Source organism: Gilliamella sp. B3127, from assembly GCF_026536935.1.
In the GTDB taxonomy this organism is placed as follows: Bacteria; Pseudomonadota; Gammaproteobacteria; order Enterobacterales; family Orbaceae; genus Gilliamella; species Gilliamella apicola_E.
Genome location: NZ_JAFNNI010000002.1, coordinates 532,194 through 553,165 on the forward strand (window position 1 = coordinate 532,194; position 20,972 = coordinate 553,165).

The 20,972-nt window shown below is 34.8% G+C and carries 18 protein-coding genes; 14 read left to right on the forward strand and 4 right to left on the reverse strand.

Features of this window, described 5'->3' with window-relative positions:
- Positions 1-6 precede the first annotated feature (6 nt).
- Positions 7-1,476: a mannitol dehydrogenase family protein gene (locus tag J3U00_RS05490; RefSeq protein ID WP_267331812.1), complete on the reverse strand. Its 1,470-nt coding sequence runs from the start codon at positions 1,474-1,476 to the stop codon at positions 7-9.
- A 278-nt stretch (positions 1,477-1,754) separates the two neighbouring features.
- Between J3U00_RS05490 and J3U00_RS05495 the strand changes: the two genes are divergently transcribed.
- Both J3U00_RS05495 and uxuA read left to right on the forward strand, forming a co-directional pair.
- The gene (locus J3U00_RS05495; RefSeq protein ID WP_267331813.1) at positions 1,755-2,516 is read left to right on the forward strand and encodes a GntR family transcriptional regulator; all 762 of its coding nucleotides are present in this window, start codon (positions 1,755-1,757) and stop codon (positions 2,514-2,516) included.
- Positions 2,517-2,591: 75 nt separating this feature from the next.
- Positions 2,592-3,773, forward strand: coding sequence for a mannonate dehydratase (uxuA, locus tag J3U00_RS05500; RefSeq protein WP_267331814.1), 1,182 nt, complete (start codon positions 2,592-2,594; stop codon positions 3,771-3,773).
- A gap of 152 nt (positions 3,774-3,925) precedes the next feature.
- On the opposite strand, the gene J3U00_RS05505 is transcribed toward uxuA, so the two are convergent.
- On the reverse strand, positions 3,926-5,200 hold the full coding sequence (locus tag J3U00_RS05505; RefSeq protein WP_267331815.1) for an MFS transporter: 1,275 nt from the start codon (positions 5,198-5,200) through the stop codon (positions 3,926-3,928).
- A 422-nt stretch (positions 5,201-5,622) separates the two neighbouring features.
- Here J3U00_RS05505 and J3U00_RS05510 point away from each other — a divergent pair, with 422 nt between their 5' ends.
- The gene (locus J3U00_RS05510) at positions 5,623-6,072 is read left to right on the forward strand and encodes a DUF3597 domain-containing protein (protein WP_267331816.1); all 450 of its coding nucleotides are present in this window, start codon (positions 5,623-5,625) and stop codon (positions 6,070-6,072) included.
- Positions 6,073-6,164: 92 nt separating this feature from the next.
- Here the strand turns inward: J3U00_RS05510 and pth are convergent, their stop codons facing one another.
- Both pth and J3U00_RS05520 read right to left on the reverse strand, forming a co-directional pair.
- Positions 6,165-6,749: an aminoacyl-tRNA hydrolase gene (gene pth / locus J3U00_RS05515; protein WP_065563637.1), complete on the reverse strand. Its 585-nt coding sequence runs from the start codon at positions 6,747-6,749 to the stop codon at positions 6,165-6,167.
- A 71-nt stretch (positions 6,750-6,820) separates the two neighbouring features.
- Positions 6,821-7,768: a ribose-phosphate pyrophosphokinase gene (locus J3U00_RS05520; RefSeq protein WP_267331817.1), complete on the reverse strand. Its 948-nt coding sequence runs from the start codon at positions 7,766-7,768 to the stop codon at positions 6,821-6,823.
- A 261-nt stretch (positions 7,769-8,029) separates the two neighbouring features.
- On the opposite strand from J3U00_RS05520, the gene trmB reads away from it, so the two are divergent.
- The 11 genes from trmB to relA all read left to right on the forward strand — a co-directional run bounded on the left by trmB (position 8,030) and on the right by relA (position 20,944).
- The gene (gene trmB, locus J3U00_RS05525) at positions 8,030-8,731 is read left to right on the forward strand and encodes a tRNA (guanosine(46)-N7)-methyltransferase TrmB (RefSeq protein ID WP_267331818.1); all 702 of its coding nucleotides are present in this window, start codon (positions 8,030-8,032) and stop codon (positions 8,729-8,731) included.
- A gap of 18 nt (positions 8,732-8,749) precedes the next feature.
- Entirely contained in the window at positions 8,750-9,475 is a 726-nt protein-coding gene (gene nfsA, locus J3U00_RS05530; RefSeq protein ID WP_267331819.1) for an oxygen-insensitive NADPH nitroreductase, read from the forward strand.
- Entirely contained in the window at positions 9,472-10,632 is a 1,161-nt protein-coding gene (locus J3U00_RS05535; protein WP_267331820.1) for a histidine-type phosphatase, read from the forward strand. Before nfsA ends, J3U00_RS05535 begins: the two co-directional genes overlap by 4 nt.
- Positions 10,633-11,064: 432 nt before the next feature.
- Positions 11,065-12,339: an MFS transporter gene (locus J3U00_RS05540; RefSeq protein WP_256122109.1), complete on the forward strand. Its 1,275-nt coding sequence runs from the start codon at positions 11,065-11,067 to the stop codon at positions 12,337-12,339.
- Positions 12,340-12,375: 36 nt separating this feature from the next.
- Positions 12,376-13,392, forward strand: coding sequence for a UDP-glucose 4-epimerase GalE (galE, locus tag J3U00_RS05545; RefSeq protein ID WP_065563641.1), 1,017 nt, complete (start codon positions 12,376-12,378; stop codon positions 13,390-13,392).
- Positions 13,393-13,442: 50 nt separating this feature from the next.
- Positions 13,443-14,492, forward strand: coding sequence for a galactose-1-phosphate uridylyltransferase (galT, locus tag J3U00_RS05550; RefSeq protein ID WP_267331821.1), 1,050 nt, complete (start codon positions 13,443-13,445; stop codon positions 14,490-14,492).
- On the forward strand, positions 14,493-15,650 hold the full coding sequence (galK, locus tag J3U00_RS05555) for a galactokinase (RefSeq protein WP_267331822.1): 1,158 nt from the start codon (positions 14,493-14,495) through the stop codon (positions 15,648-15,650).
- Entirely contained in the window at positions 15,641-16,636 is a 996-nt protein-coding gene (galM, locus tag J3U00_RS05560) for a galactose-1-epimerase (RefSeq protein ID WP_065734702.1), read from the forward strand. Before galK ends, galM begins: the two co-directional genes overlap by 10 nt.
- A gap of 214 nt (positions 16,637-16,850) precedes the next feature.
- Complete coding sequence (gene coaD / locus J3U00_RS05565; protein WP_065563645.1) at positions 16,851-17,339, forward strand: pantetheine-phosphate adenylyltransferase; 489 nt, start codon at positions 16,851-16,853, stop codon at positions 17,337-17,339.
- Between the two features lie 15 nt (positions 17,340-17,354).
- A complete protein-coding gene (gene rlmD, locus J3U00_RS05570) occupies positions 17,355-18,680 on the forward strand; it encodes a 23S rRNA (uracil(1939)-C(5))-methyltransferase RlmD (RefSeq protein ID WP_267331823.1) in 1,326 nt (441 codons plus the stop codon).
- 5 nt (positions 18,681-18,685) lie between these two features.
- Positions 18,686-20,944, forward strand: coding sequence for a GTP diphosphokinase (gene relA, locus J3U00_RS05575; RefSeq protein ID WP_065563647.1), 2,259 nt, complete (start codon positions 18,686-18,688; stop codon positions 20,942-20,944).
- Positions 20,945-20,972 lie beyond the last annotated feature (28 nt).

Genomic DNA, 20,972 nt, shown 5'->3' on the forward strand with positions numbered 1-20,972 from the left:
TCCAATTTATATAGCTAAATCCTTAATAGTCTGTTTGGCACCTTTTTTCATTAAAGAAAGATAATGTTCTGTTATTTTTTCTCTGAATAATGAATTGGCTGGTAAATCTGATCCAAAAACAGCTTCTAAACTTAATAACGAGCTAACTCTTTCTACCCCTTCATCACTCTCAGCAACAAGTTTTTTCAACTCATCAACCATTGGATCGCGAATATCGATTACTTGTTTATGGTCATCAATACCACCAACATATCGCATCCAACCAGCTACCCCTAAAGCTAGTAATGAAAAATCAGAATTATGTTTAATATGCCAACGGATAGAATCAAGTATGCGTTGCGGTAGTTTTTGTGTACCATCCATAGCGATTTGCCATGTTCTATGTTTTAGGGATGGGTTACTAAATCTTTCAATAAGTTTTTCAGCATATTGTTGTAAATTAACGTGCGGTGGAACATTTAAGGTTGGTGCTTGCTGTCGCATCATTAACGATAAAGTCGCTTTTTTATAATTTTCGTCATTCATACAATCATTGATGTGCTCATAACCAGCTAAATAACCTAAATAGGCTAAAAATGAATGGCTACCATTTAGCATTCGAAGTTTCATTTCTTCATATGGCACTACATTATCAACAAATTCAGCACCAGCTTCGTTCCAATTAGGTCGTGAAGTGACAAAATTATCTTCAATAACCCATTGAATAAATGGCTCACAAGCAATACCACACGGATCATACATGCCACCTAATACATCTTGAATTTCTTCTAGGGTTTCAGATGTTGCAGCAGGAACAATACGGTCAACCATCGTACAAGGGAAAGTTGTATTATTTTCAATCCATTTAGCCAGCTCAAGATCGCGTGCATTTGCTAAATCTAAAATAGCTTTCCTCAAAACTAAACCATTTTCTGGCATGTTGTCACATGATAAAGCCGTAAACGATTTCAATCCTCTTTGCATTCTTCTATATAAAGCTTCAACAATAACCCCTGGCGCTGACATAGGTTTACTTGGAGAAGCTAAATCTGCTTTGATTAATTCATTATTCAAATCCAAACCAGTCCCACCAGGCAACATACAGTAGCCTTTTTCAGTTACCGTTAATGAAACAATTTCGACAATAGGATCAGCCATTTTTTCTAAAATTGTTTCAATACCGTCTCTTGGTGCTAATAACGATTCTTTTACACTTCCAATAATATAGGCTTGTTTAGATGTCGCGCCTTTTTCAAGCACTGTATATAGATGATCTTGTTTTCTAATATCATTGATTAACTCTTCGCCACCAACAATATTTACCTCGCAGATAGCCCAATCACTATTACCTTTATTCAATAAACGATCTGTAAATAGTGCCTGATGTGCTCTGTGAAATGCACCAAAACCTATATGTACAATACGAGCGGTCATTTTCTCCCTATTGTATAAAGGTTTATTTTTGATTAATTGTGGTATTTCTAATAAATTCAACATGTTATACACCGTAATTAACTAACTGTAATATTTATTGGTTAGACATATTTTCATTTGTTGATAAAATTTTCATCTTTATTTTTCAATTTTTGTGATTTACGTCACATTTTTTGGTTTATTTTATAGGGATGTTTGCTAAAATCTTTATAATGGCCAACAATATTGGTAAGCCAATTTATAGGGGTAATGGATTTCTTTTATTATTAACTTAGAGGAGTTTAATAATTAGCGTATAATTATCTTCAATAAACTTAATAGTATTCTGAGGATTATATATTATGCCAAAAGGCAATCGACTCTATCAAGAAATTGGTAATGAGTTAAAATTGTTATTAAAAAGTGGAACTTTTAAAATTGGTGATCGTCTACCACCAGAAAGAGATATTGCTGAAACTTTTGATGTCAGCAGAACGGTAGTTCGAGAAGCATTAATTATGTTAGAGCTTGAAAAATTAGTTGAAGTAAAAAAAGGCTCTGGTGTTTATGTAATTGGTTTACCAAGCGAGTTCTTGTCTGAAAAAGACAGGGAAATAGAAGAAGAGGATTTTGGCCCTTTTGAATTATTACAAGCGAGACAATTAATTGAAAGTAATATTGCCGCTTTTGCTGCCTCACAAATTGTAAAAGCTGATATTGTAGAGTTAAGAGCTATATTAGAACAAGAACGTCAAATTTTAGAACAAGATGTACTTGATGACTATAGTGCTGATGAAATGTTTCATATTGCAATAGCTCGAGCCACAAAAAACTCAATACTTGAGCGGTTATTAGAAGATCTATGGACAAAACGTTCATCAAGTAAAATGTGGGACCAACTACAAAGTAGAATAACCGATCATAGTTATCGAAAAAAATGGTTATATGATCATGAAAAAATTCTACAGGCATTACAGTTGAAAGATGCAATGGCTGCACGCCATGCTATGTGGCAGCACTTAGAAAATGTTAAACAAACATTAATGACTGTTTCTGACAGTGAAGATCCAAATTTTGATGGTTATTTATTTGACTCTATACCGGTCACTATCGTTAACCAATAGAAACAAATATGCATTGTTTATGGATCTTCATTTTAGAATAATTTTGTAAATGAAGTATCTTTGAGGAGAATTTAAATGGAACAAACAATGCGTTGGTTTGGACCTAACGACCCTGTATCATTGGACGATATTAGACAATCAGGGGCAACAGGAATTGTTACAGCTTTACATCATATTCCCAATGGTGAAATCTGGACAATCGACGAAATTAAAAAACGAAAAAAAATGATTGAAGACAAAGGTCTAACTTGGTCAGTTGTTGAAAGTATTCCTGTTCACGAAGAAATTAAAACCCATTCTGGCAACGTTGAACAACATATTGCCAATTATCAACAATCAATTCGTAATTTAGCCGCTTGTGGTATTGATACTGTTTGTTACAATTTTATGCCAGTATTAGACTGGACTCGCACCGATCTAGGTTATGAATTATCAGACGGTTCAAGAGCTCTACGTTTCGATCAAATTGCTTTTGCTGCATTTGATATTCATATTTTAAAACGACCTAATGCCGAAAAAGATTATTCACAAGAAGATCAGATTTCAGCAAAAAAATATTTTGAAAATATGACGCAAGCCGATAAAGATAAACTTGTTGGAAATATTATCGCTGGGTTACCTGGTGCCGAAGAAGGTTACTCACTAGATCAATTTCGAGCGCATCTTGCAACATATGACGGTATTGATAAAGCTAAATTACGTGAGAATTATGCTTATTTCTTGAAAGCTATCGTTCCAGTCGCAGAAGAAGTTGGCGTTGTTTTGACTGTTCATCCTGATGATCCTCCTAGACCTATTTTAGGTTTACCACGCATTGTTTCAACTATTGAAGATATGCAGTGGATAAAAGAAACAGTTGATAGCATTCATAACGGATTCTGCTTCTGTACTGGTTCTTATGGCGTTCGTAGCGATAATGATTTAGTTACAATGGCTGAAAAATTTGCTGATAGAGTTCACTTTATTCATTTGCGCGCAACAGTTCGTGAAGATAATCCATTATCTTTCCACGAAGGTGATCACTTAGCAGGTGATGTTGATATGTATGGCGTAATTAAAGTGCTTATTGCTGAAGAAGAACGACGTAAAAAAGCGGGAATCAAACGTTTAATACCAGTTCGTCCTGATCATGGTCACCAAATGTTAGATGATCTGAAAAAGAAAACGAATCCGGGTTATTCTGCCATTGGTCGTTTAAGAGGATTAGCCGAAATTCGCGGCGTAGAATACGCAATTAAACGTGCATTTTTTGAATAAAACTCCGTTGTTAACACAATCAAAATAAAGCCCAGATAATGGGCTTTTTTACTATTATTGATATCCAAAAATAAAAAAGAGCGTCAACCGCCCTTTTGCATTTATGTTAGGATGTACTTCTTTATTGCATAACTAATATAATAATTTTGGTATTAATCCTTTTGCTTACGCTGATACAACAGTGAACACATAATAATTGCCCCAATAATATCTAAAAAGCCCATAGTAATAAAAAAAGGTTTAAAGCCAATTGTTGCAACAAACTGACCAACAATAATCGTAAATAAGAAACTAGCAATCCAAGCCGAGCTACCACGCAAACCATTTACTGTTGATACTTCTTTGCCATCAAAGTTTTCAATCACTTGAATAGTTAGCATGGCAGATAACATCTGATGCCCCCATGCACCTATAGCAATTAAAGCAATTGCCGCATAAGGACTTTGTGTTAAACTTGCAAACGCCATGGATAACATGAAAAAAGCAGCACCAAGATAAGTTATACAAGCCGAATTCAAACGAGATAAATTAAAACGCTTATTGAGCATACGGGAAAAATAACCGGAGGATAAACCACCAAAATCGGCAGCAAGGAAAGGAATCCAAACAAACATTGCCATCTCTTTTAATTGCATACCGCGTTCAGTTAATAAATAGTAAGGAACCCAAAAATTCACTGCAGCCCAAGCTGGTTCAGCTAGAAAAGCTGGAATAGCAATACCATAGAATTTTTTTTGCAAAATCACTTTTTTAATCGCTTGCCAGATGTTTTTGTTTTGTTGACTCTCTGTGTCATCTTGATCGGATAAAATATATTTTCTTTCTGCCTCACTAATAGACCGGCTTTTCGACGGTTCACTGAAAAAGTAAAGCCATATTCCTGCCCAAATTAACCCTACAGAACCTGGAATTAAGAACGCTAGCTGCCAACCACCAAATTGATGTATCGCATAAATAAGAGGAGGTGCAATCATGGCACCCAATGAAAACCCAACCATACTCCAACCATTAGCAATAGAGCGTTCTTTTTTAGGAAACCATAAACTGACGACTTTAGCATTTGCTGGAGCAACAACAGATTCAGCACCGCCCATAAAAAAACGTAAAATAGCTAATTGAAACCATGTGCCTGCACCCGCATGAAGTATGCACATTATAGACCAAATGATGACCATTATCGCAAAGCCGACTCGTAAACCGATTACATCAATAAACCAGCCTACAACAGGTTGAAAAATGGTATAAGCTAATTGAAAAGCACCAGTAATATACGAGTATTCTTTAGGTGTTATATTTAAATCACGTATAATCTCTTGAGCCATAATACCTAGTGCATTACGATCAACATAATTAAGGATAACACCCGTTGCAAATAAAATGATCATCACCCAACGGACATATCCCCCTGATTTAAAGATGGAACTCATAATATACCTCTAGTTGTAATTTAAACTTCTAACATAAAAAATTTATGTCACACCACATATTGGTAAACCAAATATTACAACTTATTTGTTATATCGTATGCCAAATTTGTTTAAATTTGAGACATTGATCACATTTCATATGTAATTGGTATAATAAATAATCCTTAAAATATCATTACATCATTTACTTTAAAATAAATTTATACAATTTATTCAATAGATTAACTTACAAAAGTTCGAATAAAGATCGCTAAAAAAAATAGATATAGAGACCAAAATTGGTAGCCTAATTTTGAAAGATAAAAGCAGCAAATATCTTTTTGACAGTGTTACTTTCAAACAGGTATACTGAAAAGGATATTTTCTACATCTATATCGTTAAGCAGTTTTTCAATAAGCAGTTTAAACATAAGGGGTGTAAAATGGGTATCTTAAATAATATTTTTTCTAAAATATTTCCAAGCGCACAAGCCGCTGTAGGTCATGCAAAAGATGCAGTGAAAGAGCAAGTTGATAAAATCACTGACACCGTTAAAGACAAAACATCAAGTAACAACACAGATAGTAATACAGACCAAAATCAACAAAATACATCAGAAAATAAAAATCCGATTTCTGAAATCGATGTGATGTCAATTTTAGATAATTTAGCTAAAAAATTTCCTGAAAAACTTAACTGGAAGACATCAATTGTTGATTTATTGAAATTATTAGGTATTGATAACAGTTTAGATGCACGTAAAAAATTAGCAACTGAACTTAATTATACCGGTAGTACAGACGATACAGCAGCAATGAATACATGGTTGTTTAAAGAAGTTATGAAGAAAATTGCTGAAAAAGGTGGTAACGTTACTCACTTATTTTCTTAGTCTGGAATGAATACGTGATTTGTCATCCACCTGTTAATCAGGTGGATTTTTTTTTATTTAGTTGAATACAGAAAATATTAATCTTAGCAAATTTAAGCTTTGAATGAATGCAAACGATTCATTGCACTTTCTACTCCATCTTTCAGTAAGATATCTGTGCAATATACTGATTCATCGATTGCTTTATCAATTAAATCTTGTTCTGGTTTAGATGGTTTATTTAATACATAACCAACTACTTTATTCTTATCACCAGGGTGTCCAATACCAATTCTTAACCGATAAAAATTCAAATTATTACCAAGTTTATTTGCAATATCTTTCAATCCATTATGACCGCCATGACTACCACCAAATTTTAATTTAGCAATACCTGGATTGAGATCTAACTCATCATGAGCAACTAATATCTCATCGGGCTGAATTTGATAAAAAGAAGCCATTGCTTGAACAGCTTTACCACTTAAATTCATAAAGGTAGTTGGTACTAACAAACGGACATCATGACCATGAATATTAATCCGTGAGCTATATCCAAAAAATTTAGGATCAATTTTTAGCGGTTGGTTATAACGTTCAGCAAGAAGATCTACATACCAAGCTCCTGCATTATGGCGAGTTGCAGCATATTCGTTACCTGGATTAGCTAAACCTACAATAAGTTTAATTGTTGTCATAATAGTCTGTCGTCAATTATTATTAGCAAAAAAGCCCCTAGAAGGGGCATTTATCTAATTCAGAAAAAAAATTATTGATGGAACATTGCTGAAATTGATTCTTCGTTACTAATACGTCGAATTGCTTCAGCAAGCATACCTGATAATGTAAGTTGGCGCACATTTTTCAATGCTTTCACTTCTGCTGTTAATGGAATTGTGTCACAAACTACAATTTCATCAATGGCAGAATCTTTAATGTTACTTACCGCTTTTCCTGAGAAAATAGGGTGAGTTGCATAAGCGAAAACACGTTTTGCACCACGAACTTTCAATGCATCAGCCGCTTTACAAAGTGTTCCGGCAGTATCAATCATATCATCAACTAAAATACAATCTCTGTCGGCTACATCACCAATAATATTCATCACTTCTGCTTCATTTGCACGTTGACGACGTTTATCAATAATGGCCATGTCAGTATCATTTAAAAGTTTTGCAATTGCACGTGCACGAACAACACCACCAATATCTGGTGATACCACGATTGGGCGTTCAAAATCACGTTGTAACATATCTTCTAAAATTACAGGGCTACCAAATACGTTATCAACAGGTACATCAAAAAAGCCTTGAATTTGTTCAGCATGAAGATCAACCGTTAAAACCCTATCTACACCAACAGTTGATAAAAAGTCTGCAACAACTTTAGCTGTAATAGGCACACGGGCTGAACGCACTCGACGATCTTGTCTTGCATAACCAAAATAAGGAATAACAGCAGTAATACGACCGGCAGATGCTCGACGCATCGCATCAATCATTACTAGTAATTCCATTAAATTGTCATTTGTAGGCGCACAAGTTGATTGGATAATAAAAACATCTTCACCACGGACATTTTCATTAATTTGGACATTGACTTCACCATCACTAAAACGGCTAACAATAATATCACCAAGAGAAGTATAAAGACGATTAGCTATACGTTTTGCTAGTTCGGGTGTGGCGTTACCAGCAAAAAGCTTCATATCAGGCACGAGAAATCCTCAAGCATGTAATCATGATTACATAAAACGTAATCGGTTAAATCGGAGTGATAATTATATAATCATTTACAGATCATCCTCAACTACATTATAAAAAATTATTACAAATATTTTATATCTATCACAATAATATATAGAAATATAAGTTAATATGATGTTTTTTTGAAGTAGATTAAAAATCGGTTAAAATACTGTACCACAAAGGTGAATAATTACCTTGATAAATCATTTAATACTAACAGCAGACACACAATGAGTGAACAATTAAAAACGAATAATCAAGAGACAGAATCTAAACGAACAATACGTAGTTTTGTATTGAGACAAGGCCGCTTAACTAAAGGGCAGCAACAGGCTTTAACTCATTTATGGCCTATATATGGCATTGAATATAATGCACACTCACAAATCACTTTCGAAAATGACAAACCGCTGGTTCTAGAAATCGGTTTCGGTATGGGTGCATCATTGATTGAGATGGCAAAATCCTCGCCAGACAAAAATTTTATAGGTATTGAAGTCCATCGACCAGGCGTAGGCGCTTGCTTAATGGCAATCGAAGAAAATAAATTAACCAATTTAAAAGTAATGTGTCATGATGCAGTTGAAGTATTAGAAAATATGATAACTAATGAATCATTAGATAAAGTTCAAATTTTCTTCCCTGACCCTTGGCATAAAGCAAGGCACAATAAACGCAGAATTATTCAACCTGAATTTGTTAAATTAATTCATGAAAAATTAAAAGTTAATGGAGTATTACATTTAGCTACTGACTGGCAACATTATGCTGAGCATATGCTTGAAGTATTAAGTCAAGCTGATGGGTTTAAAAATTTATCTACATCAAATGACTATATCCCGAGACCTGATGACAGACCTATTACCAAGTTTGAAAAACGTGGGCAAAATCTAGGGCATGGTGTTTGGGATTTGCAATTTATAAAAAAATAATGGTGCCTAGGAGCCAATATGCAAAATGAGACAATCGATTTAATTTGTCAGCGCAGCTCAATTCGGTCTTATAAATCAACACCACTGACTAATGAACAGTTGGAATCAATTTTTCAAGCGGCACAATCGGCTCCGAGCTCTAATTTTCTACAATGCACCACAATTATCCGAATTGCAGACAGCGATAATCGTTCAAAGCTAGCACATTATTCAGGAGAGCAAAGTTATATTAATCAAGCTCCTGAATTTTGGGTATTCTGTGCCGATTTTAATCGCCACTTTCAAATTGATTCAACTATTCCACTTGAAAAAGCTGAGCAGCTTTTAGTTGGCTGTATCGATACGGCACTTATGGCGCAAAACGCCGTTATTGCAGCACAGTCATTAGGTTTAGGGACAGTTTTCATTGGTGGATTACGCAATAATATTTCGAAAGTTACCGAATTACTAGCATTACCTAAATATGTCCTTCCTTTATTTGGGCTTTGTATCGGTCATCCTGATCAAAATCCAGAAATAAAACCAAGATTACCGAAAGAATTAGTGTTTTTTGAAAATTACTATCAACCAATAGATGATCAACTATTAGAAAAATACGATACTCAAATGAGTGAATACTATAGTCATCGACAGACAAATCAAAAAGCAAGTGGTTGGAGTGATAAAATTGCTGAAACAATTATCAAAGGGCAAAGAGATTTCATTTTAACTTATTTGCATGAACAAGGATGGATAACTAAATGAACAACACTCAATATCAGTTAGACAAAGTCGTTATACTAAGTCGCCATGGCATACGTACTCCATTAGAAAACACGATAGCGTTCTTAGAAAAATCAAGCCCTTTTAAATGGCCAATTTGGGATCATGCTTATGGTTATCTAACAACACGAGGCGCCGTTTTAGAAACGTTTTTTGGACATTATCTATCACAATGGCTAGAGCAACGAAATATTAAGCTCTCACCAGAGAATCCTGATATATATGTTTATGCAAATAGCCTTCAAAGAACAGTAGCTACGGCTCAATTCTTAGTTGGCGGTGCTTATGCTGGTTATGACATACCTGTTCATCACAAATATACCATCGAAAAAATGGATCCTATTTTTGATCCAAGTGTACAAGATGACTCCCCAGAAATTAAACAAAAAGTCTTAAAAGATATTAATGATGCAGACAAAGCAGCATCAATTTTCAAAAATTTAGCGCCGGCTTATCAAATCGTGTCGGATATATTAGATTATAAAAATTCGCAATTATATTCTGAACTTAAATGTGATTTTGCTGATATTCCTTATGAGCTTCATTTTGTGAAAAATGAAGAACCCGAATTACATGGACCATTAGCAATTGGAATTTGTGCCGTTGATGCTTTTTTATTACAGTATTACTCTGCATTTCCTAAAGAACAAATTGCTTGGGGAAGAATAACCAGCCAAGAACAATGGCAACAAATAATACAAATTCGTAACCACTATATTAACTTAGTTTTTCACTCTAAAACGATTGCACGAAGTATTAGTAAATTATTAATCAATAAGATAGATGATTTAATACACAGTCAATCTCATAAAGTCAATTTATTGGTTGGTCATGATAGTACTATTGCTGCACTGCTCGGTGCTTTGGATTTTGCTGAATATCAACTGCCTAATCAATTTGAAAATACACCAATTGGCGGAATGGTTATATTTCAACGTTACCGCCATCTACCATCAGGTGAATACTTCTTCAAAGCTGAATATGTCTACCAAAGTTTTGATCAGCTATTTACTGGTGAAGCTATTGATATTAATAATCCACCACAACATTATCAACTTAAGTTGCTTAATGCAGAACAAAACAGTGATGGATTCTACCCATGGCAACATTTTGAAAATAGGCTAAAAGAGTTTCAATAAAATTCAGATTAGATTGCCGATATGACTTTAAGTTTCAAATCATTAGGCAATCTATAAATATCAGACACATTTAAAATTGTTATTTTAATTTCGCCCCAAAATGTAATCGATACCACAAAATAGATAATAATTTTCATAAGTATCTATTAATTGTATAAAATTCATTACCTAAAACTTATTTAAAATACTATGAATTACTATTTCAATTAGGCACATATTGAATTTTGATATAACTTATTTGGATGTTATTTAACTTACCCAAAATAATTTAATAAAAATGTAATCGATTTCACAAAATGTTAACTAGATCACTTTTTTTGCATTTTTTTAATGTTATTATCCTGAGCAATTTATAGCTTTTAGTTTATTTCTTACATAAACGATTTCTGAATGATTAGGTAATCATTTAAAGCTTAGCAAAGGAAATTCACTATGAATCAGAAAATTAAATCTGCAATGCATAACAAAAATTATTGGGTATTTAGCCTCTACTTTTTTCTCTATTTTTTCATTATGGGAGCTTACTTTCCATTTTTCCCAGTTTGGTTAAAAATGATAGGTTTAGATCAAGCGGATACTGGATATGTTTTCTCATTTATCTCATTATTTGCACTATTCTTTCAGCCGTTATTTGGGTTGATATCCGATAAGTTAGGTTTAAGAAAACACCTTCTTTGGATTATCACCTTCCTTTTAGTTTTATTTGGACCATTCTTTATATTTATATTAGGTCCTTTACTTAAACTAAATGTTACTCTAGGGGCTACTGCAGGCGGCTTATATCTTGGTATGGTCTTTAGTGGTGGTGCTCCTGCAATTGAAGCATTGGTTGAAAAAATCAGTAGACGTAGTGGATTTGAATTTGGTCGTTGCCGTATGTTTGGTTGCTTCGGCTGGGCGATTTGTGCTTCATTTGTTGGAATCATGATTTCTAAGGATATTAATGCTGTTTTTTGGTTATGTTCTGGCTTTGCCTTAGTGTTACTTATTTTAGTCAAAATAGCCGATCCAGCTAAAACAGCAACCACAGATGTTGTAGACCAAATGGGACTAAATAAACCTGAACCATTTAATTTAAAACTTGCGGTTAATTTACTTAAAATGCCTAAAACTTGGTATTTTATGCTCTACATTATTGGTGTGGCTTGTACTTATGATGTATTTGATCAGCAATTTGCTAACTTCTTCACCTCATTTTTCTCAAGTGAACAAGTTGGTCGTGAAGCATTTGGCTACGTCACAACACTGGGTGAATTTTTAAATGCGACTGTAATGTTTTTTGCTCCAATTATTGTCATGAAAATCGGAAGTAAAAATACGTTACTCGTTGCTGGTGCAATTATGTCAATTCGTATTACAGGTTCAGCATTTGCTAGTAGCGCAGTTGAAGTTATTATTTTAAAAACCTTACATATGTTCGAAGCACCTTTATTGTTAGTTGGTGCATTTAAATATATTACAAAACATTTCCCAATTCGATTATCAGCAACTGTTTACTTAATTGCTTTTTGTTTTGCAAAACAATTATCTATAATGTTTATGTCCACCTTTGCTGGTTTAATGTATGTTAAAATTGGATTTGAAGGGGCATATTTAGTGCTTGGCTTAATTGCATTAAGTTTTACACTTATTTCTGCTTTCACCTTATCAGGGCGTGGACCTTTGGATCTTTTCAAAAAGAAAAGCAACGTTGAAATTGAAGAATAGTTAAATAATAACAATTCAAAAAATTAAGGTATCAAAATGAAAATATTAGTAACAGGTGGTTGTGGGTATATAGGCAGTCACACTTGTGTTCAATTAATTCTTGCTGGCTATACTCCTATTATTATTGATAATTTATTTAATAGTAAAGCCTCAGTATTAGAAAGAATAAAAACCATCACAGGAAAATCAGTCGATTTCTATCATGGTGATGTTTGTGATGGAAATTTGCTTGCAAGAATTTTTAAAGAACACGATATTAAAGCTGTTATTCATTTTGCAGGATTGAAAGCCGTTGGTGAATCAGTATATAAACCACTTGAATACTATGAAAATAATGTTTATGGCAGTATTGTTTTAATGAAAGCAATGCGTGATGCTGGCGTTAAACAATTAGTCTTTAGTTCTTCAGCTACCGTATATGGTGAGCTAGCGCCAGTTCCTTACGTCGAAACATTACCACAAGGTTTACCAACTAGCCCGTATGGAAAAAGTAAGCTTATGGTTGAACAATGTATGATGGATTTAGCTATTGCTGAACCTGATTGGTCCTTAACTTTACTGCGATATTTCAATCCTGTAGGTGCTCATCCTAGCGGTTTAATGGGAGAAGATCCGCTTGGCGTGCCCAATAATCTGATGCCTTTCATTACCCAAGTTGCAATAGGCAAACGAGAATCGCTATCAGTATTTGGTAATGATTACCCAACAGTTGATGGCACATGTGTGCGTGACTTTATTCACGTTGTGGATTTAGCAGATGGTCATATTGCAGCACTTAAAACTGATAGAAATAAAGCTGGAGTTCATATCTATAATTTAGGTTCTGGTGTAGGCTTCAGTGTACTGCAAGTGATAAAAGCCTTTGAAAAGGCATCAGGAAAATCACTTAATTGGCATTTCGCACCAAGGCGAGCCGGTGATCTACCTGCATTTTGGGCTGACGCGAAAAAAGCTGAACAACAATTAGGTTGGAAAACAAAGTTAACCCTTGATGATATGGTAAAAGATTCATGGAATTGGCAATCAAAGAATCCGCAAGGTTATCCTGATTAGAGAAATGTTTACATCAAAATTGCAGTAAAACTATAATTAAAGAGGCAAATATGGATATTTTTAACCCAGTTGATCATCCTCATCGCCGATATAACCCATTGACCGCACAATGGGTGTTAGTTTCGCCCCACAGAGCAAAACGCCCTTGGCAAGGTCAACAAGAAACCTTAAATGAAGAACAGAAACCCCATTATGATCCTAATTGTTATTTATGTCCGGGCAATAAACGTGTCACTGGCGATATAAATCCTAACTACACTGGAACGTACGTTTTCACGAATGATTTTGCTGCATTAATGGAAGATACGCCTAATTCACCCGATAGTAACGATCCTCTATTTCAAATCCAAAGTGCCAGAGGAACAAGCCGAGTTATCTGTTTTTCACCAGATCACAGTAAAACTCTACCTGAACTTGATTTACCTGCAATTGAAATGGTGATAAAAACTTGGATCACCCAGCAACAAGAGCTAGGAAAAAAGTACCCTTGGGTACAAGTTTTTGAAAACAAAGGGGCAGCAATGGGCTGTTCAAACCCTCATCCGCACGGACAAGTTTGGGCTAATAGTTTTATCCCTAATGAAATAGCGCGAGAAGATCTCAATATGCGCAACTATTTTCAAAAAAATGGACGAAATTTATTAGTAGACTATGTAGAAAAAGAGTTGACCAATAAAGAACGCATTGTGGTAGAAACAGAACATTGGTTAGCAGTCGTTCCTTTTTGGGCTATTTGGCCATTTGAAACCCTACTATTGCCAAAGAAACATATTGCTAGATTAACAATGCTTAACCAATCTGAGCAAAAAGATTTGGCCTTAGCATTAAAAAAACTGACCTGTCATTATGATAATTTATTCAATTGCTCTTTCCCCTACTCTATGGGATGGCATGGTGCACCGTTTGTGGAAGGAAATACTGATTATTGGCAAGTACACGCCCATTTTTATCCTCCGCTATTACGTTCAGCTACCGTAAAAAAATTCATGGTAGGTTATGAAATGTTAGCTGAAGTGCAAAGAGATTTAACGCCAGAGCAAGCAGCCGAAAGACTGCGCAACGTTAGTGATGTGCATTATAAAGATAAGAAGGATAAATAAATGAAAGCATTAATCAATAAAACCGCGCAAGCATTTGAGGATCAATTTGGTTATAAACCCGATACCATTGTACAAGCACCGGGCAGAGTAAACTTGATAGGCGAGCACACAGATTACAATGATGGTTTTGTATTACCTTGTGCCATCAATTATGAAACTGTAATTAGCTGTCACAAACGTTCTGACAACTTAGTTAGGGTAATAGCGGTTGATTATAATAATGAACAGGATCAATTTTTACTTAATCCTTCAATTGAAAAACATCCAAATTACCAATGGGCGAATTATGTCCGAGGTGTAATTCAATATATCGTAAAATATTCAGAAGATATTAGAGGTGTTGATTTAGCTATCAGTGGTAACGTGCCACAAGGTGCAGGATTAAGTTCATCAGCTTCACTTGAAGTTGCAATTGGTAAAATGTTTCAGGTGCTTTACGATCTACCTTTTGATGGCAAAAAAATAGCCTTAATCGGTCAAGAGGCAGAAAACAAATATGTTGGGTGCAACTGTGGCATAATGGATCAATTAATATCCGCGCTTGGCCAAGCACAACATGCTTTATTAATTGATTGCCGATCATTAGAAGCATTACCTATTTCTATCCCCAAAGATCTAGCAGTTGTAATCATTAATTCCAACATTAAACGTGGATTAGTTGATAGCGAATATAATACTCGTCGTAAGCAATGCGAAGCCGCAGCCAAAGCGCTAGGTGTAAATGCCCTTCGTGATGCATCATTGGTTGATTTACTACAGATCAAATCCTCACTCGATCCGCTAGTATTTAAACGTGCTCATCATGTCATTACCGAAAATGAACGTACACTTAAAGCCGCTTATGCGCTTGCTAATGAAGATTATCCATTACTCTCAAAATTAATGGCTGAAAGCCACAATTCGATGCGCGATGATTTTGAAATCACAGTACCTGCAATAGACTACCTGGTTAAAATTATACAAGACGTTATTGGAAATGAAGGTGGTGTACGGATGACGGGTGGTGGTTTTGGTGGTTGTGTTGTTGCCTTAGTTCCTAAGAACAAAGTTGATGAGGTAAAAGATGTGGTTAACCAAAACTATCATAAGAAATTTAATATTAAGGAAGATTTTTATATCTGTCAGCCAAGTGAAGGGGCTCATAAATTATGTCTGTAAAACAAATTATCACCCTTAAAAATAGCCAAGGCATGAAAATTAAATTGTCCAATTGGGGCGCAACTTGGCTTTCTTGTACCATGCAAGTTGAAGGAGAAAACCGAGAACTAATACTTGGTTGCCAATCATTCGAACAATACGAACAACAAGATGCATATTTAGGCGCTACTGTTGGACGATATGCCAATCGCATTGCAAATGCTGAAATAGATATAGCAGGAAAACATTATCAGCTTATTGCCAATCAAGGCGTTAATCAGTTACATGGTGGCAAATCAGGCTTTGATAAAAAAATATGGAAAATTGAATCACAATCGGAACAACAAGTTACATTTGGATTAATTTCTCCAGATGGTGACCAAGGCTTTCCTGGCGAACTTAAAGTTACCGCTAGTTATACATTAACTGACGATAATCAAGTCATCGTCGAATATAATGCGAGCACAACCAAGTGTACGCCAGTTAACTTAACTAACCATGCCTATTTTAATTTAGATGGTGAAACTAATGATATACTTGCACACAGTTTAAAAGTAAATGCTAACTATTACTTACCTGTCGATGCCAATGGTATTCCATGCAATGATTTGCTTGATGTTACTCAAGACGATATGGATTTAAGACAGTTACGAGTTCTATCCGATAATTTGCTAACTAGCCCAGCACGAAAAATTACAGGCGGTTATGACCACGCTTACTTATTAGATAAATCAAAACCAGTTGCAGCTCAACTTGTATCATCAGACAAAAAAGTGACAATGGACGTAACAACGTCTTATCCTGCCCTACAAGTCTATACTGGTAACTTTTTAGCCAACACACCAAATCGTCACAATGGTAAATATGCTAATTTTGCAGGAGTAGCATTAGAAGCACAGTTTTTACCCGATAGCCCTCATCATCTGACATGGCCACAACCAAGCTGCTTCTTAGAACCGGGACAAACTTACCATCACCAAATTACCTATCAGTTTTTTATAAGCTGATAAATTTCTCTTTTTATTATTGATGAAAAATAAATAATTTCATCAATAATAAAAATTCTACAAGTTTAACCATACCTCAAATAGATTTATGATAATAAAAAAAGTTGAGGAACGGGGTTTTTGAACATAAAAAACGAAGATTTTGTACGGTTAAACTAACAATCCAAGTCAAAATTAGGTATCATATTCTCCTATTCGCTAATGGATAAGATAAATGAAAAGTAAAAATCTCACGGCTATTTTTCCGGGAACATTCGATCCAATTACTAATGGTCACATTGATCTGATTACCCGTGCATCCCAACTTTTTCCTCGTTTGATTGTCGCAATAGCGGAAAGCCCTAATAAAAAAACGCTATTTACTTTAGAGGAAAGAGTTAACTTAGCCTCAACACCAGTGGAACATTTACTGAATGTTGAAGTGATTGGCTTTGATAATCTTATGGCTGACTTTGCCCAGAAACACGGAGCAACAGTTATTGTTAGAGGTGTGAGAACAACTCTTGATTTTGAATATGAAAGACAACTCGCAGAAATGAATCGAGCATTAAAACCAGATTTAGACACCATCTTTTTAATGCCTTCAATTGCAATGGGATTTATTTCATCTACCATCGTTAAAGACGTTGCTTACCATGGTGGTGATATATCCAATTTAGTACCCTTGCATGTTAAAACAGAGTTATTGAAACGGTTAACATAATATCGATTTATTAATATGGTCAATTTTTATACTCCTCCGAAAAAAAAACTACCCTCTCAAAAACTGACAGTTACAGTTACAAAATTAGATGCCTTTGGACAAGGGGTAGCAAATCATAAAGGTAAAACAATCTTTATCAAATCAACCTTGCCGGACGAGACCGTCGATATTCAATTAACCGAAGATAAAAAAAATTACGCTAAAGCCAAAGTAATAAAGTACCATAATTACAGTCAATATCGGGTTAAACCACAATGTAAGTATTTTACCCAATGCGGTGGCTGTGAATTACAACATATTTCGCCAGATCTACAACAACAAGCAAAATATGAAGCACTAATTAAGCTAATACAAAAAGAAACTGGGGCTTTGTTGGAAGATGATGCTCCTAATATCATTGCTGATCAACCCTATCATTATCGTAGACGTGCTCGGTTATCAATTAATTTCTTCAAAGGTGAATTACTTATTGGTTTCAGGCAATCCGAATCGAACAAAATTATAAATATTGACCACTGCCCAGTATTAGTTGAACAGCTAGATGATTTACTCATTCCATTACAATCTTGCTTAAGACAAATCAAACAGAAAAAAGCACTTGGCCATATTGAATTAATTGCAGTTGATAGCGGAATAATTATAGTGTTAAGGCATACTGAGCTATTGACTGAGCAAGATAGTCATTTATTAAAACAGTTTGCTGAAATTCATAACATATCACTCTATTTACATGGTGATAATCTGGTTCATGTTTTTGGCAATAAAGAACATTACTACCTTATCGATCAATTAAAACTAAGCTTTAGCCCACTCGATTTTATTCAGGTAAATAACCAGATTAATCAAAAGATGGTAAATAAAGCACTTGAATGGTTAGATATATCATCAAATGACAAAATACTTGACCTATTTTGCGGCATGGGCAACTTTTCATTACCTATAGCAAAATATTGCCAATCTATTACCGGTGTTGAAGGCGTAGAGGAATTAGTCGAAAAAGCTAAACTTAATGCCAACTTAAATCAAAATAAAATTCAGGCTAAAACCCAATTTTTTACCTGTAATTTAGAAGATAAACAACAATTTTCGATATGGAATCAAACAGTATTTGACAAAGTATTATTAGATCCTGCAAGAGCAGGCGCTTATAATGCTACAGCAGAAATTGTTAAATTATCACCATCAAAAATAGTTTATATTTCATGTAATCCTGCTACATTAGCTAGGGACTGCAAACTCTTTATTGAGGAAGGATACAATATTGCAAAGATTGCTATTTTGGATATGTTTCCACAAACTAAGCATATTGAATCAATGTTGATGTTAACCAGATCAGGGTAATAATTATGGTATCAATTAGAGGCGCCCATCAACAAAATGACGAGCATTATACTCTAACACAGTTTGATGTTGAACAATGGGCTAAACATGAACTTTTATTAACCAATTTTGAATCCTATCAAAAGTTTAAGGATATCTGGGATTTTTGTTTTGAACACAGTGCTGGTGCGCCTGAACAAACCTACTGCTTCCAAAATGCAATTGAGATGGTTGAGATTTTATCAACCTTGAACATGGACATTAACAGTTTATGTACAGCCCTTTTACTGCCATTCCTTGATACTAAAATTATCCGCCGTGAAGATCTGCCTGAAAATTTCGATCGCGACATTATTCACATCCTTTCCAGTGTTATCAAAATGAAGGATATCAGGCAACTACGAGCCATCCGTAATGGACATGCAACTACTGAGCAAATTGACAGTATTCGTCGTATGTTATTGGCTATGGTAAATGATTTCCGTAGTGTGGTAATAAAATTAGCAGAGCGTATTACTTATTTACGTAATCTAATGAATGCCCCAAAAGAAGATCAAGTCCTCGCAGCTAAAGAGTGCTTTAATATCTATGCTCCTCTAGCCAATCGATTAGGAATTGGGCAATTAAAATGGGAACTTGAAGATTTTTGTTTCCGTTATTTACATCCAGATCAATATCGTTTCATTGCTCATAAGTTACATGAAAAACGATTGGATCGTGAATCATACATTAATCAATTTGTTAAGAATTTACAGGATATGATGAATAAAGATCATATTCGTGCTGAAGTTTACGGTCGTCCAAAACATATCTATAGTATATGGCGAAAAATGGAACGCAAACATCTACAATTTGAAGAATTATATGATATTCGAGCTGTGCGTATAATTTGTGACCGAATTGAAGATTGCTACAATGCATTAGGTATTGTGCATAGCCATTATAAACATATAGCTAAAGAATTTGATGACTATGTTGCTAACCCCAAACCCAATGGTTATCAATCGATCCATACGGTTGTTTATGGTCCACAAGATAAAACTATTGAAATTCAAATCCGTACTGAACAAATGCACAACGATGCTGAATTAGGTGTAGCCGCACACTGGAAATATAAAGAAGGCAGTACGGATAAGATGACAGCTTACGATCAACGAATTTCTTGGTTGCGTAAGTTATTAACATGGCAACAAGAAATGTCCGAAAGTGGCGAAATTCAAGAAACCGTCCGTAGCCAAATTTTTGATGACCGGGTTTATGTATTTACGCCTAAAGGTGATGTAGTCGATTTACCAACTGGTTCAACCCCTTTAGATTTTGCATATCATATTCATAGTGATGTTGGACATCGTTGTATTGGCGCCAAAGTGGGTGGTCGTATAGTTCCGTTCACTTATATTTTGAAAACTGGCGATCAAGTTGAAATTATTACTCAGAAACAACCAAATCCAAGTCGTGACTGGTTAAATCCTAATACGGGATTTGTTAATAGCAGTCGCGCTCGAGCAAAAATACAAGCTTGGTTCAAAAAGCAAGATAGAGATAAAAATATTGCTGCCGGACAACAAATTTTAGAAAACGAGCTAGAGCCATTAAATATTAGCTTAAAAAGTGTCGAAAAAATTCTTATTAGTAAATACAATGCCCACTCTTTTGATGAGGTACTTGCTGGGATAGGTAGTGGTGATGTTAGGATTAATCAACTAGTTAACTTCATTAATGCCCAATTTAATAAACCGACAGCAGAAGAAGAAGATGAAGCTGTTCTAAAACAAATTACCCAAAAATCAACATCTCAAGCTAAAAATACAGGAAAATCGACCGCTATAAAAGGTGGTGAAATTATTATTGAAGGTGTCGACAATTTACTTTACACCATTGCGAATTGCTGTCGACCTATTCCTGGCGATCCGATTGTTGGCTTTGTAACACAAGGACGAGGTATTTCTATTCATCGAGCTGACTGTGAACAATTACAAGAGTTAAAAAATCATGCTCCAGAGCGCATTACTAGCGCTATATGGAGTGGCAATCACAATTCAAGTTATACAATGGTTGTTAGAATCATAGCTAACGACAGGAGTGGTTTATTGCGAGATATCACCACTATATTGGCTAACGAGAAAGTAAATGTTTTAGGTGTCTCAAGCCGAATTGAAATGAAACAACAAATTGCGACTATTGATATGGATATGCAAATTTTTGATCAAGATTCACTAGAAAGAGTATTAAACAAAATTAAACAGCTTCCAGATGTAATTGAGGCAAAACGGTTTCAAGGGTAGCTATTGATTAAGTTGCCACTAATTCTAG

Excerpts from the sequence above, each read along its gene's own strand:
- J3U00_RS05490 (WP_267331812.1), bottom strand. The coding sequence starts at position 1,476 with ATGTTGAATTTATTAGAAATACCACAATTAATCAAAAATAAACCTTTA.
- J3U00_RS05540 (WP_256122109.1), top strand. The coding sequence starts at position 11,065 with ATGAATCAGAAAATTAAATCTGCAATGCATAACAAAAATTATTGGGTA.
- relA (WP_065563647.1), top strand. The coding sequence starts at position 18,686 with ATGGTATCAATTAGAGGCGCCCATCAACAAAATGACGAGCATTATACT.
- J3U00_RS05505 (WP_267331815.1), bottom strand. The coding sequence starts at position 5,200 with ATGAGTTCCATCTTTAAATCAGGGGGATATGTCCGTTGGGTGATGATC.
- uxuA (WP_267331814.1), top strand. The coding sequence starts at position 2,592 with ATGGAACAAACAATGCGTTGGTTTGGACCTAACGACCCTGTATCATTG.
- J3U00_RS05510 (WP_267331816.1), top strand. The coding sequence starts at position 5,623 with ATGGGTATCTTAAATAATATTTTTTCTAAAATATTTCCAAGCGCACAA.
- galT (WP_267331821.1), top strand. The coding sequence starts at position 13,443 with ATGGATATTTTTAACCCAGTTGATCATCCTCATCGCCGATATAACCCA.
- J3U00_RS05535 (WP_267331820.1), top strand. The coding sequence starts at position 9,472 with ATGAACAACACTCAATATCAGTTAGACAAAGTCGTTATACTAAGTCGC.
- rlmD (WP_267331823.1), top strand. The coding sequence starts at position 17,355 with ATGGTCAATTTTTATACTCCTCCGAAAAAAAAACTACCCTCTCAAAAA.
- pth (WP_065563637.1), bottom strand. The coding sequence starts at position 6,749 with ATGACAACAATTAAACTTATTGTAGGTTTAGCTAATCCAGGTAACGAA.
- galE (WP_065563641.1), top strand. The coding sequence starts at position 12,376 with ATGAAAATATTAGTAACAGGTGGTTGTGGGTATATAGGCAGTCACACT.
- trmB (WP_267331818.1), top strand. The coding sequence starts at position 8,030 with ATGAGTGAACAATTAAAAACGAATAATCAAGAGACAGAATCTAAACGA.
- galK (WP_267331822.1), top strand. The coding sequence starts at position 14,493 with ATGAAAGCATTAATCAATAAAACCGCGCAAGCATTTGAGGATCAATTT.
- J3U00_RS05495 (WP_267331813.1), top strand. The coding sequence starts at position 1,755 with ATGCCAAAAGGCAATCGACTCTATCAAGAAATTGGTAATGAGTTAAAA.
- nfsA (WP_267331819.1), top strand. The coding sequence starts at position 8,750 with ATGCAAAATGAGACAATCGATTTAATTTGTCAGCGCAGCTCAATTCGG.
- coaD (WP_065563645.1), top strand. The coding sequence starts at position 16,851 with ATGAAAAGTAAAAATCTCACGGCTATTTTTCCGGGAACATTCGATCCA.
- galM (WP_065734702.1), top strand. The coding sequence starts at position 15,641 with ATGTCTGTAAAACAAATTATCACCCTTAAAAATAGCCAAGGCATGAAA.